This window comes from Candidatus Tisiphia endosymbiont of Ptychoptera albimana (genome assembly GCF_964026605.1).
Classification (GTDB): Bacteria; Pseudomonadota; Alphaproteobacteria; order Rickettsiales; family Rickettsiaceae; genus Tisiphia.
In genome coordinates, this window is the sequence record NZ_OZ032164.1 from 954540 (window position 1) to 967827 (window position 13288).

General features: G+C 31.9%; 12 protein-coding genes and 1 tRNA gene. 5 read left to right on the forward strand and 8 right to left on the reverse strand.

Features of this window, described 5'->3' with window-relative positions; translation table 11 throughout:
* Positions 1 to 378: 378 nt before the first annotated feature.
* From AAGD36_RS04445 to AAGD36_RS04475, 7 genes are all read right to left on the reverse strand, one after another.
* Positions 379 to 1137: an ABC transporter ATP-binding protein gene (locus AAGD36_RS04445; protein WP_341747288.1), complete on the reverse strand. Its 759-nt coding sequence runs from the start codon at positions 1135 to 1137 to the stop codon at positions 379 to 381.
* Between the two features lie 16 nt (positions 1138 to 1153).
* Positions 1154 to 1933, reverse strand: coding sequence for an ABC transporter permease (locus AAGD36_RS04450; RefSeq protein ID WP_341755097.1), 780 nt, complete (start codon positions 1931 to 1933; stop codon positions 1154 to 1156).
* Positions 1923 to 3023, reverse strand: a complete 1101-nt coding sequence (locus AAGD36_RS04455) for an alanine racemase (protein WP_341755098.1) — start codon at positions 3021 to 3023, stop codon at positions 1923 to 1925. The genes AAGD36_RS04450 and AAGD36_RS04455 overlap by 11 nt, the downstream gene beginning before the upstream one ends.
* 14 nt (positions 3024 to 3037) lie before the next feature.
* Complete coding sequence (locus tag AAGD36_RS04460) at positions 3038 to 4024, reverse strand: ribose-phosphate diphosphokinase (RefSeq protein WP_341755099.1); 987 nt, start codon at positions 4022 to 4024, stop codon at positions 3038 to 3040.
* Positions 4025 to 4205: 181 nt separating this feature from the next.
* Complete coding sequence (locus AAGD36_RS04465; RefSeq protein ID WP_341755100.1) at positions 4206 to 4787, reverse strand: phospholipid-binding protein MlaC; 582 nt, start codon at positions 4785 to 4787, stop codon at positions 4206 to 4208.
* Positions 4788 to 4800: 13 nt separating this feature from the next.
* The gene (locus AAGD36_RS04470; RefSeq protein ID WP_341755101.1) at positions 4801 to 5556 is read right to left on the reverse strand and encodes a VacJ family lipoprotein; all 756 of its coding nucleotides are present in this window, start codon (positions 5554 to 5556) and stop codon (positions 4801 to 4803) included.
* 7 nt (positions 5557 to 5563) lie between these two features.
* Positions 5564 to 6586, reverse strand: a complete 1023-nt coding sequence (locus AAGD36_RS04475; protein ID WP_341755102.1) for an SAM-dependent methyltransferase — start codon at positions 6584 to 6586, stop codon at positions 5564 to 5566.
* Positions 6587 to 6828: 242 nt separating this feature from the next.
* On the opposite strand from AAGD36_RS04475, the gene AAGD36_RS04480 reads away from it, so the two are divergent.
* From AAGD36_RS04480 to AAGD36_RS04500, 5 genes are all read left to right on the forward strand, one after another.
* Positions 6829 to 8031 (forward strand): pyridoxal phosphate-dependent aminotransferase, encoded by a 1203-nt coding sequence (locus AAGD36_RS04480; protein WP_341755103.1) that lies wholly within the window; start codon positions 6829 to 6831, stop codon positions 8029 to 8031.
* Complete coding sequence (locus AAGD36_RS04485) at positions 8028 to 8660, forward strand: lysophospholipid acyltransferase family protein (RefSeq protein ID WP_341755104.1); 633 nt, start codon at positions 8028 to 8030, stop codon at positions 8658 to 8660. The genes AAGD36_RS04480 and AAGD36_RS04485 overlap by 4 nt, the downstream gene beginning before the upstream one ends.
* Before the next feature lie 8 nt (positions 8661 to 8668).
* A complete protein-coding gene (waaA, locus tag AAGD36_RS04490) occupies positions 8669 to 9955 on the forward strand; it encodes a lipid IV(A) 3-deoxy-D-manno-octulosonic acid transferase (protein ID WP_341755105.1) in 1287 nt (428 codons plus the stop codon).
* Positions 9956 to 9959: 4 nt separating this feature from the next.
* On the forward strand, positions 9960 to 10511 hold the full coding sequence (idi, locus tag AAGD36_RS04495; RefSeq protein ID WP_341755106.1) for an isopentenyl-diphosphate Delta-isomerase: 552 nt from the start codon (positions 9960 to 9962) through the stop codon (positions 10509 to 10511).
* 231 nt (positions 10512 to 10742) lie between these two features.
* Positions 10743 to 10818, forward strand: a tRNA-Ala gene (locus tag AAGD36_RS04500).
* A gap of 720 nt (positions 10819 to 11538) precedes the next feature.
* Here the strand turns inward: AAGD36_RS04500 and AAGD36_RS04505 are convergent.
* Positions 11539 to 13041 (reverse strand): oligopeptide:H+ symporter, encoded by a 1503-nt coding sequence (locus AAGD36_RS04505; protein ID WP_341755107.1) that lies wholly within the window; start codon positions 13039 to 13041, stop codon positions 11539 to 11541.
* Positions 13042 to 13288: the final 247 nt, after the last annotated feature.

Below are 13288 nucleotides of genomic sequence, written 5' to 3' on the forward strand. Positions count from 1 at the left end.
ATTTTTTTAAGCTATCGATAAATAATGCTTGTATACTCGGTGAACTTCAAGAATTGGCGTCGTCATGTCTAAAGATATCCGCTGCTCCGTTACTCATGTACGCTACGCTGCTCGACTTTGCTACTGTCTAGCTCTTCTTGAAGTTATACTATCGTCTACCAACTCTTCATTTACGAGCAGTATACCAAGAAGCTACTTAAAAGACATATTTTACAACTTATACATTAGCTAGTCAATTAAAAAATATACCTAAAATTGAAATAATTATAACATTTTTTCAATTTTCAAAAAACTTGGTTAAGAAACTCATTAGGTTCTATGGAGGTTGTTATTTAATTTTGTAGATTTAGTTGACTTTTTATTATTGAATACACCATACTAAATCTCAATTGGTCCAGTAGTTAAACCATTAACAAACTGTTGCAAGTAAGGATTATCACTATTTTTTATTTCATCTTTTTTACCAAACCATAAAATCTTCCCTTTATAAATCATAGCAACCTCTTTAGCTATCATATAAGCACTATTCATATCATGAGTTATGGTGATGGTAGTAGCCTTTAGCTCTTCTTGAACTTTAATTATTAATTCATTGATGACATTAGCCATTATAGGGTCAAGACCGGTAGTTGGTTCATCAAGGAAAAGAATCAACGGATCGCCACAAATAGCCCTAGCTAGAGATACTCGCTTTTGCATACCTCCTGAAAGCTCAGATGGATAAAGACCTAGTATTTTTGTAGACAAACCTACAGAATTAAGTTTAGATGCAGCTAACTCCTCTTTATTTTTTGGAGATAATTTATACAGTTTTTCAGTAAAGAATGTAATATTATCTTGAACAGTTAAAGAATCAAAAAGAGCTCCTCCCTGAAATAGAAACCCCATGGTTTCCATCATTTTAAATCTATCTTTACTTGAAATATTTACAGTTTCCACTTCATCAATAACTATACTACCTTCATCAGCCTGAATTAAACCAACTATAGTCTTTATTAACACTGATTTACCAGTTCCTGATCCCCCAAGAATTACTATTGAACTATTCTGCTTTATATCTAAGTCTATACCATCAAGTACCTTATGATCGCCAAAAGATTTATATAATGAGCGTATTTTTATTTTTGATTCATCCATAATCTATTCTCGGGTCTTATACTTTAAAAAACAACTCTGTTATCAAGTAATTACTGATTAGAATAAGAACTGAAGAATTTACTACCGCGGAAGTTGTACTCGTCCCAACTCCTTTTGCTCCTGTACCTGAATAATAACCACTATAACAACTTACTATTGAGATAATAAAACCAAACACTGCTGCTTTTACCAAACCAGAAATGACATCTATTGGTTCTAAAAACTTAAAGCTATTCGTTATATAATTAAAACTATTAAAATCAAGCTTATAAACACTTACCAAATAACCACCCATTACTCCTAATATATCACCTATTAATACTAAACATGGTAATGTAATAACTGCGGCTAGTACTCTTGGAAAAACTAAATATTTTATGGGATCAGTTGACAAAGTATAAAGTGCATCTATTTGTTCAGTCACCCTCATAGTAGCTATTTCAGCAGCAATTGATGCACCAACCCTACCAGCAACCATAAGACCAGCAAGAACTGGTCCAAGCTCTCTAGTTATTGAAAGGACTACCACCGTAGCTATTGAACTTTCAGCCGAGAAACGAGAAAAACCTGTATAACTTTGTAATGCCAGCACAGCACCGGAAAAAAAGGTAGTCATAGCTACAACTGGTAGGGAATAAAAACCTATAGACAATAACTGCTTTAACACTAAGTTGTAGTATAAAGGTTTTTTAAAAATACTAGTGATTCCCGCAATAGTAAATAGAGAAAAAGCCCCTATAGTCCTTGCAAAACCAATAGTATGTTTACCTAATAAATTAACGGTATCAAGAATCATTTTTGTATACTCTCTTATATCTGCTGCCTAGTAGAGTAAGAATTTCATAACCAATGGTATTTATTATATTCGCTATTTTATCTAAAGTACAATAATTCCCTATAATTTCAGCTTGTTGCCCTAGAAAAATTTTATTTGGTGGGAGTTCAGTAACATCAATAGTAATTGAATCCATTGATACCCTGCCAACTACAGGAGCTGAATGCGAATCAATAACTACTACCCCACAATTGCTAAAAGCTCGGGGATAGCCATCAGCATAACCAAGGGGCAAGGTAGCAATTAGCCTATTACTATTTGTTTTAAAGGTCATATTGTAACCAATGTAACTTTCTGGTGGTAATTCTTGCAATTGTATTATTGGAGCAGTCAGTCTTATCGGATTATGCATTGGATTTTTAAATGTATTACCCAAAGGATTAATACCATACAATGCAGCACCAGGGCGTATTAAGTCAAAATGATATTCTTTCCCTAGAAATATACTACTAGAGTTAGCTAGACTAGCTTTGACTTTTGGGAAATATTTTAAATAATGCTTAAACTTTTTTAATTGTTGTAAATTATAAGGATCATCAACTATTTCAGATGCAGATAAATGACTTATAATATACTGCAATTCAAGACCAACTAATAGATCAGGTTTGTCTATTATATGTTGCATTTCTGTGTCAATCATTCCTAAGCGATTCATACCAGTATCAACATGGATTGTACAAGGTAATACTTCTTTTTTAAGAGAGGCAAACTCTTGCCAAATTTCAACTTGTTTTAAACTATTAAGCACAGGAATTAAATTACTATTTCTAAATTCCTCAACATCATTGCTAAATACACCATTAAACACAAAAATATTAGATTTTTGCCCCAATACTTTACATAATGATATTCCTTCATCAACTGAGGTTACAAAAAAACTCTGACAATTCTCCATCTGTAAGGCTGGTGCGATAGCATCAGCACCAAGTCCATAGCTGTTAGCCTTTACCACGGAGGCAATCTCTGAAGTTTTACAAATTTTAGAAATAATACGATAATTAGCACGAATTTTTGCTAAGTCTATTTCAAGTGTACATCTATCAGTATGCATAAAGTCTTAAATTCTCATGATTTTGTAGATTTTTGTAATGCTGCTATAATAATTGGAGCAACTGATATTACATGGAACTTAGATGGTAAATCAGTAGTTTCTATTGTATCAGTTATATATACGTTCATTATATCAGAATTCTGAATATTTTCTTTGGACATGCTAGAAAGCACTGGGTGAGTTATAAAAGCATTGACAGATAAAGCTCCTACTTCCATTAATAGCTTAGCTCCCTTGCACAGGGTTTCGCCACTATCAACAATATCATCAATTAATACACAATGCTTGCCGGAAACGTTACCTATTATTTCTGACATTTGGCATTTATCAGTAGACCTCTTGGTCTCTCTACTTTTATTAATAACAGCTATATTCATGTTAAAAAGCCTATTCACATCACGTACACGTACAAAACCACCAACATCTGGAGATACAATAATAGAATTATTATAAGTTTCAATAATCGGAGCAAATAAACTTATTGGATCAAGATTTTGTATTGGAATTTTAAAAAAACCCTCTAATTGCTGTGAATGCAAATCGACAGTTATTACATGATTAACACCAGCAACTTCCAACATACTCGCTACAAGACGGCTCGATACTGGAGTAAAACTACAAGATCTACGATCTTGGCGGCTGTAACCAAAATACGGTATAACCGCAGTTACTTGTGAAGCTCCTGCTCTTTTTACCGTATCAACTAATAATAAAAGTTCCATCAAGTGGTTATTGGCTGGTCTAGAAGTAGATTGTACTATAACAACATCACACTTATGTATATCTTCAAGGATTTCCACCCTTGTTTCAGTATCATCGAAAGCTGTAATATAAGTTTCCACATATTCACAATTTAGTTCCTCAGCTAAATATCTAGCTAATTTTTTATGACTAAGACCTGCAAGAATTTTCATGCTAATTATAATAATTGGTTTAAGTTTTTGTAGTATATAATAATTATAATTTGCACTAAGTGTTTTATGAAAAATATTTTTATTCAATAGCAGAAAAAATGATATACTCGATGAAAATCAGCAATTGCGTTGTCGTTGTCCAATATCTGCGGTACTCACGTACTAATGTACGCTGTGCTCCTCGGCTTGGACACTCCTAGCACTTGTTGATTTTGACCTTCGTCTACCAACTCTTCATTTACGAGTAGTATATCAATCTTCGTAGGTTTTATGACCTCTTTCCCAATTCATCTATTAACTTATCAAAACCACTATTACTGAGAATATTCATGAACTCTGACTGTTGAGAATTGATAAGACTAACACCTTCTGTAATAACATCTGAGACTTTTAAATTAGTTTTATCGCTTGTACCCTTTACTTGACGTACTAAGTAATTTACTTTAGCAGTTCCTATTAACATTTCTACCATAAACTCTCCTTCATCAAGAACACGTACTTGTTGGACTTTAGGTTCTTGACCTTGGTAATTCTTTACTAAATCAGCATAGGCCTTGCTTACATAATTACTGTAAATTTCTGTGAATTGTTTAATTTGTTCAGGAGTTAGAGTTCTTCTATAAACACCAAGGGTGAATTTAGCCATCCAATTCAGATCTAAGTTAGCTAAAATTAGCTTTTTAGTTTTAGCTATTTTGGCATCTTGATCTAAACTCTCATCATTACATACATCTAGCCCAGCTCTTATTAGTTGATTAACATAATTATCAACCGCCATTTTGTCATCAGTAGCAGAATAGGCTGACAAAGACAGACAACTTAAAATTAAGCAAACAATGATTTTTTTCATAATGTAACTACTCTTAATTAGGTTTAGGGCATTTAAATTGATTAGGATAGACAATGACCGATTCACGATTTTGATGCATAGCTGATCTTACAGCTATGTAAGGATCAGTAGAACTACATCCTATATAGTCAGTAAATGGTAATAATCCTAACCTAGTATGTATAACTTGTACACTAGAAACTATGATTTCAAAATCTCTATGTACCGGGTACATTATAGGATTTAAGTAACTATTTGTAAATATAGCATCTGTACTATCTCTTGCATTAGTACTACCAAAAAATGGTATGACTAAATATGGTCCAGGACCAACTCCATAGTGGGCAAAAGTACTACCCAAAGTTTGTTTGGTAACTCTCAATCCAATTTTATCTGCTACATCAAATAACCCACCTATACCAAACGTAGCATTGATTAAAAATCTCCACAGACTTTTCATAGTTTGATCATAATTCATTTGTAAGCCATAATTGACAACAGTCAAAGGCATACTAATATTATCTAGAAAACTATTCACTCTAACCCTAGTATAATTATTACTAATTCGTTTATAGCCTATACTAATAGGGCGTAAGAATAGATAGTCTAAAACAGAATTAAAGGCAAAAAATTTACGATTTAGTTTCTCATAAGGGTCATAGACTTGAGCACATCCCTTACCTTCATTATAAACATACCTAAAATCTTCATCATCTTGAGTATTTTGAGTACTCGCTATTGCAGTTATAGTAGAAAAATTAACTAACAACAGTAATATAAATTGCTTCATGGCATCATTAATGGTTTTTCTTACAAATCACCATATAGTATTTATCATTTTTTTCTAGAGCTAATTCTTCACTATTTAATATGGTAAACTTAGTTTGACCTAAAGCTTTCTTAATATCTGCTATAGTAAAAATAAATTCTTTTCTCTTTAATGAAAGGTTTGTGACGTTATCTATTGGTAAACAAAATGCAAAATATCCTAATACATTAACTATAGAATAAATAGAATTAAAGTAATCTAATAGGTTTTTAGTAAACGCAAGAGAGTTAAAACTCAGTACTACATCATATTTATTAGAGTCGTGTTTAATAAAATCCGATATTGAAATTTCTAATAACTGATCATAAATATTGCCATATACGGTAACAAGCTTATTCATAATTTCTGAATTTTCAACACCGGTAAAAGTAAAGCCATCAGGAAAACGCTTTTTCACTTCATAACCCACTAAGCCTATATTACTACCTAGCTCCAAAATATGGTAATTATCAGGTAAGTCTGTTATGTTATTCATAGTTGTACTTACAAAACTGTAAGGTAGGTATAGTTTATTATTACTACGAAATTTATTGCCATAATATTCAGCGGTAAGATTTTTATATTGATGCCAAATTTGCGGTGGAATCTCTGACAAATTATTATAATTTTGTAGAAAAGATGCTAACTTTATTTGATCAGCTTCAAAAGCTCTTTGTAGATGATACAAAGCTTTTTCATAGTTATTTTTTAAGAAATATGTCCAACCAAGCCAATAATTAGCTTGATGGTCGTTAGGAGAAAGAATTTTGTCAACCAATTTAAGCCTTAGTATAGCGTCATTTAAGTTATTTTTATACAAATGTTCTATACCAAGATTAAAATTAGTTTCTTTTAAGTGTGTTACCTTATATTTTACATCGACAAAATAATTGATAGATGTAAAGATTTTCTCCCTATACCAAGATGGGAAATTCTTACTATAATTATAGTATAATTTTATTTTGTCTTTTATTGAGCCGTAACTGTTACGAATAATTTTGCTGCCGAACATAAATTGCTATAAATTTGATTTTTTAAACATATATTCATCATATGATAACATATATATCAAATGACACTAATACTTAATAGTAATAAATTATATAAAATAAATCATATTGTACTAAATTCTGCTTTCAAGAATTGTTTTTTTTAACAATTATAGTATAATACACCCCAATTTTGGATAAGAATTAACAAATTCTTATCCAAAATTCGCGTAATACGAAAATAATTATAAGGTTTTATAGAATCATGCCACTTATTGCTAAACGCTTAGATCTAATAAAACCATCTCCAACTTTAGCTTTAGTAAAAAAAACATTTGAACTAAAAAAGCTAGGTAGAGATATAATCTCTCTTGGGGCTGGTGAACCTGACTTTGACACACCCAATAATATCAAAGAGGCTGCAATTAAAGCACTGCGAGATGGTTTCACAAAATATACTAATGTTGATGGCATTTTGGAGCTAAAACAAGCAGTACAGACTAAATTCAAGTATGAAAATAATTTAGATTATGATCTAGATGAAATAATCGTGTCAAGCGGTGGTAAACAAGTAATCTATAATTTATTTATGGCTTCCCTTAACCAAGGGGACGAAGTAATTATTCCCAGTCCTTACTGGGTCTCATATCCAGATATGGTAATGTTAGCTGAAGGGATTCCAGTATTTGTTAATTGTGGCATTGACAACAATTTTAAACTTACTGTTGAAGCTCTAGAACAAGTAATTACCCAAAAAACTAAATGGTTAATTATTAATTCACCAAGTAATCCAACAGGGGCTGCATACTCTTACCAAGAGTTAGCAGATATTGCTGAGTTACTACGCAAATATCCCAATGTAAATGTTATGTCAGATGATATTTACGAGCATATTATTTTTGATGATTTTAAATTTTATACTTTTGCCCAAGTAGCACCGGATTTAAAAGATCGAATATTTACGATAAATGGTGTATCAAAAGCTTATTCTATGACAGGATGGCGTATAGGATATGGGGCTGGTCCTAAATCATTAATTAAGGCAATGACTATTATTCAGTCACAAAGTACTTCTAACCCCTGTTCTATAAGTCAAATGGCGGCTATTGAAGCTTTAACTGGCACTCAAGATTTTATTAAACCTAATGCAAAAAACTTTCAAAAAAAACGTGACCTAACCTTATCAATTCTAAGTGATATCAAAGGTGTTAGTTGCGATAAACCAGCAGGAGCATTTTATCTATTTCCTAAATGTAATGAATTATTTGGTTTGAAAACTCCCACTAGTAAAATTATCAAAAATAGTAACGATTTTGGAGAATATCTGCTTGAAGAATGTAACGTTGCGGTTATTCCTGGTATTGCATTTGGTCTAGAAGGTTATTTTAGAATTTCATACGCAACTTCGATAAAAAACTTGGAGCAAGCATGCTCGCGTATAAAGAATGCTTGTAATCAATTAACGTGATAAAAAAAATCCTTAAAAAAAACAATTTTGTACTTAGTGTAGTTACTAAGTTATTGTATACTTATTTGAGAGTGGTTTATTTTACCTGTCGCTGGCAATTTGTTTTTTCAGATAATTACACTAAACAGCAATTTTTAGCAGAAAAAGGGGTGATTTTTGCCTTTTGGCATAACAGACTTGCTTTCGGTCCAGGAATATTTGCTGGTCATAAAGATATTTATGCGCTTATTTCTCCTCATTCGGATGGTAAAATAATTGGTAATATTGTCAATAAGTTTGGCTTTGGGGTAATAAATGGTTCGACTAATAAAAATTCCGTAGCAGCTTTAAAAACAATTGTCAAAAAGTTACATAACGGTAGTAATATAGTGATCACACCAGATGGACCACGTGGACCTATTTATAAAATAAATAGTAATATTAACAAAGTTGCTCAAAAATATAATATAAAATTGATACCAGTTTCTTGTCAGGCTTCTAGATATTTTTTACTTAAGAGTTGGGATAAACTGATTATGCCTCTACCTTTTGGTAAAATAACAGCTTTTATAGGTTTGCCGCTGGCTTTTGTAGGAAATAAAAACCAAGACAATATTAATTTAGCACAAGCATTAACAGGGTTGAAGTAAATCTATCTATGATCTATTTATACCATATCTTAAGTTTTCTACTTCTTCCAGTGTATTTTTTTTTATTAGTATTAAGAGTTATTGTTGGTAAAGAAGAGATAAAAAATATTGGTGAACGTTTTGCTATTGGGCATACACATACTAAACGAAACGAAACTTTAGTTTGGATACATGCCGCCAGTGTAGGAGAATCTATGATAGCTCTTACCTTAGTTGAAAATATCAATAATCTTTGGCTAAAAAGAACAATGCCAAAAACCTCCTTAAAGTTTTTGGTTACTTCGGGAACTAGATCTTCTGGAAAAATATTACAACAAAAACTACCGCAAAATGCCATTCATCAATTCATTCCTATAGACAATATTATTTTTGTTAAAAAGTTTTTTAGAAATTGGCAACCAAACCTAGGAATTTTTGTTGAATCAGAGTTATGGCCATGTCTCATTAGTGAAGGGGCAAAACATTGTGAACTATTATTATTGAATGCACGTATTTCTGATAAATCATTTGAATCATGGAAAAAAATAAGTTCATTTTTTAGGTTAGTTACCGCTAGCTTTAGTGAGATTATTGTGCAAAGTAACCGTGATTTCCAAAAATTTACGCAACTTGGTGTAACAAATATAGTTAATTTAGGTAACATTAAATTTGCCAACAAAAAATTACCTGTAAATGAACAAGAATTAACAATTTTAACACAATATATGAGTGGTAAAAGAGTTATTGTATTTGCTAGCACCCACCTAGACGATGAGGTAGTAGTACTTAATATTATAAAACCAATAAAACAACGACACCCAGATTGCTATTTTATTCTAATTCCACGCCATCCTGAACGTAAAAATGATATAGGAAAAGCATGTGCTCAATTAAATTTAACTTATAGTATCAAGTCCGAACAAAACATACCTATTCTGACTGATGATCTTTACATCGTTGATAAATTTGGCGAACTTGGATTGTTTTTTAGCATAGCGTATATCTCATTTGTTGGCGGTTCATTTAAACAAGGTGGACATAACGCACTTGAACCAGCATATTTTGCTAATTATATTATATTTGGACCAGATATGAGTAATTCTGCTGATATTGCTAATGAAATGCTTATTAATAAAGCTGCTGCTCAAATTCGTGATGAAAACGATTTGCTGAATAAAATGGAGTATCTTCTATCTGAGAGCGGTACTCAAGAAGCTAAAATTTATCAGGCTAATGCTTTGGAATTTGTCAATAAAAACCAACAAATTTTAGGTAATTATTTAAATACTATAGAAAAATACTTAGTGGGAAATTAATGTTATGTTATACTCAGAACATGTGGTATTAGTTGATGAACAAGATAATATCCTTGGAATAGAGGATAAGTTAAAAGCTCATAATTCTAATACTCCATTGCATAGGGGTTTTTCTGTATTTCTGTTCAATAGTCAAAAAGAAATTGTCATACAAAAAAGAAGCTTACTCAAAAAAACTTGGGGTGGATTTTGGTCAAATAGTTTTTGTGGACATCCACAAATTAACGAAACTTATGAACAGGCGGTTTATAGGCATGCAAAATTTGAATTAGGTTTAGTAAATCTGCAGAAAGTATATTTTATTGCTAATTATCGTTATAAATTTGCTATAAATAATATTGTGGAAAATGAAATATGCCCGATATATTTAGCTTTATCAGATGATATTATTAAAATAAATGAACAAGAAGTAGCAGAAGTAAAATTATTTAAATGGCACGATTTTAAGTTATACATAGAGGAATACTCCGAAAATTTTTCCCCTTGGTGTAAGGAAGAGCTTAAAATATTAGAAAATAACGAAATATTCAAAAAATTTATGGATTCAGCTCTGTAACTATAGTATAAAACTGAACTATGGCTAACCCGACTAATATTTAGCCAAATTCACAAACGTCATTGCGAGTAGCTACTTTAGTAGCTACGAAGCAATCCATAAAAGTGATTAGCAATGGATTGCTTTGTCGGCTTATGCCTCCTCGCAATGACACCAGTTTACTATGGCTAAATGCTAAGCTGGTTAGCTATAATGAGTATACTCACCGTGAAAGAATATGTAGGGTATTTAGGGGTCATAGCTCAGTTGGTAGAGCGTTTGAATGGCATTCAAAAGGTCGGGGGTTCGATTCCCCCTGTCTCCACCAAATACCTCCAACCTTTCAAAGGTTTTTATAATTTTTTATCTATAGAACAAGAATTTTCAGTAATACAATAGACCTCCTTCGAAACTCTTACTTCTGCTGGTGATTTGGACAATGATGCGGTACTCGAATCCGTAACGGAATTAGAGTACGCTGCGGTTCGAGGTGAAGCGTCTCCTTCACACCCTTGCGCACAAGCGAGTTTCGAAAGAGGTCTATTTTTATCGGTTGCTCTTGCTCTCCAATTGCTTCTGTCCTAATTCCCAAGTGGTTCTATCTATTGATAAAACCACTTTCCCTTGAGGAATATAATTTTTCATAAACTTATAATAATCGTCAATATTGATATTGTCTTCTTGAAGAAATCTATATACCGCTTTTATTTTTGAATCTAATAATTTATCTCCTTCTATTTCTTGCCATATTTTTATATTTGCTTCCTCGACACAACATTAATGATTTTATTATGCCCTTGAACGTATTTAGTCTTGTATCTTTCATCTCAAAATGATTATATAGTAATTCGGCTAGTAACATAGAGTACCACAGATTTTTTTGTGTTCAATCTAAAATACTCTATTTACTAGCTCTTGCAACCATACCATCTCTTTTGTCCAGTAGTGTGACTAAATGTACGCCTAGCACCTCGACCCTACGACTCCTGCTACTATCATGATTTTGATTCTATCGTCTATCAACTCTTCATTTACAAGCAGTATACCATTACTTACGTTGGCGTTTTTGGTCTACTTTTTCTGTACTCGTCTGTGCTATAACTTTATTTACAAACAGATAGCAAGGTAAAAATAAGAGTGCTAACCCTAAGTTAAACGTTGCTATCTTTAAGAATCCTGTTTTATATATCTCTAAGGACTCTAGACAATCTACTTCCCCATTTATGGAAGGGATTGACATGAACTTCGATATTAAAATTCCTGCTAAATTAGCAAATGCTGCAAATAACATTATTATACCCATTACCAAGCCTTTTAAGTGTTTAGGTGCAAGTAAAGTTGCTTGTTCTTGTATTAATGGTCCTATACATAGTTCTCCAAGCCCTATAAATGCTATACCACTTACTAAGTATAGTAATCCTATCTTTCCTTCTATATTTGCATTTAAACATCCTATATATAATATAAAAAAGCATATAGCCATGGTAGAAATACCAAAAGCAAATATAGGAGTGGCATATTTTTTATCAAATTTCATATATGCCCCTAATAGAGAACCAAATATTATAATTGAAAAAGGGTTTATTGCTTGAAAAGCAGCAGGTGGAATTGTTAAACCCAATATTTCATTTACAACATTTCTTTGAGTAAATAAGTTGACTAGTGAGCCAAGTTGCATTTCTAATGCAAAAAAACACATAAAAAATGTAATTAGTATTAATAATACTGTTAATCTTTTTCTTTGTAGTGGCGATGATTTTACTATTATGTAAATAAATATACCTAAAATTAGAATACCACACAAAGCAAGTATATTAGCAAAGAACTCACTTGATATAAGCATTCTAGCAACTACAAGAGCAAAAAGAAGGCTAGCTATCATTAATATAGTAAAAATATTTAACCCTAGTATTTTCTTATTCATCAGTTCTGGTCGCGGGGAAATACCATTACCTCCTAACAAATGTTGAAATTTGATAAAAATAGTAAGTCCTAAGATCATACCACCCCCAGCTATACCAAAACCATAGTGCCAACCATATAAATAAGCTATATAACTACATGATATGGATGCCATGAATGATCCTAGATTTACACCTACATAAAATAAAGTAAATCCTCTACTTCGTTCTGGGTCGTCTTCCTTGTAACATGAACCTAACAAATTAGTTATATTCCCTTTAAACATACCAGTACCTACAGCAATTAACGCCAGGCCTATATATATTAGCTCAGACTCCAATTCAACTAAAGTTAAGGACAGGTGACCAATAGTGATAATGATACCGCCAAGTAGTACCATACTACGAAATCCTGTTAATTTGTCAGCGAGGAAGCCGCCAAGCACAGGACCTGCATAACCAACCGCTGCAAATAATGAATAGATGGCATAAGCTTTTGCATCTTCATACCCTAGACGGGAAGTCAAGAAAAGCACTAAAAGAGACCTCATCCCATAATAACTAAACCGCTCCCACATTTCAACAAAGAATAGTATTATTAAAAATTTGGGAACCCTCGTTGAATTTGGTACATTTAAAATTGTACTCATAAAACACCTACAATATAATGTTAGAATTTGAATGTTATATGAAAGTAGGTACATTCTAAGGTCAAGCCAAAGAACTTACTAAAACTTAATAAGATTCTTTAGCACACACGTCAAACGACAGCATTTTTCAATAACATTTTTTTAAAATTCACATAAATTAAGCGAGAAAACAAAAAATCGTGGTTAAATTATGTGTTGTTAAATTAAGAATTAAAGCTTTTTGGAAAAATAGAAATAAGGTGATTAG

What these genes read in the sequence shown, in the direction of transcription:
- waaA (WP_341755105.1), top strand. Translation starts at nt 8,669, where the DNA reads ATGATCTATTTATACCATATCTTAAGTTTTCTACTTCTTCCAGTGTAT.
- idi (WP_341755106.1), top strand. Translation starts at nt 9,960, where the DNA reads ATGTTATACTCAGAACATGTGGTATTAGTTGATGAACAAGATAATATC.
- AAGD36_RS04475 (WP_341755102.1), bottom strand. Translation starts at nt 6,586, where the DNA reads ATGTTCGGCAGCAAAATTATTCGTAACAGTTACGGCTCAATAAAAGAC.
- AAGD36_RS04455 (WP_341755098.1), bottom strand. Translation starts at nt 3,023, where the DNA reads ATGCATACTGATAGATGTACACTTGAAATAGACTTAGCAAAAATTCGT.
- AAGD36_RS04445 (WP_341747288.1), bottom strand. Translation starts at nt 1,137, where the DNA reads ATGGATGAATCAAAAATAAAAATACGCTCATTATATAAATCTTTTGGC.
- AAGD36_RS04450 (WP_341755097.1), bottom strand. Translation starts at nt 1,933, where the DNA reads ATGATTCTTGATACCGTTAATTTATTAGGTAAACATACTATTGGTTTT.
- AAGD36_RS04465 (WP_341755100.1), bottom strand. Translation starts at nt 4,787, where the DNA reads ATGAAAAAAATCATTGTTTGCTTAATTTTAAGTTGTCTGTCTTTGTCA.
- AAGD36_RS04505 (WP_341755107.1), bottom strand. Translation starts at nt 13,041, where the DNA reads ATGAGTACAATTTTAAATGTACCAAATTCAACGAGGGTTCCCAAATTT.
- AAGD36_RS04470 (WP_341755101.1), bottom strand. Translation starts at nt 5,556, where the DNA reads ATGAAGCAATTTATATTACTGTTGTTAGTTAATTTTTCTACTATAACT.
- AAGD36_RS04480 (WP_341755103.1), top strand. Translation starts at nt 6,829, where the DNA reads ATGCCACTTATTGCTAAACGCTTAGATCTAATAAAACCATCTCCAACT.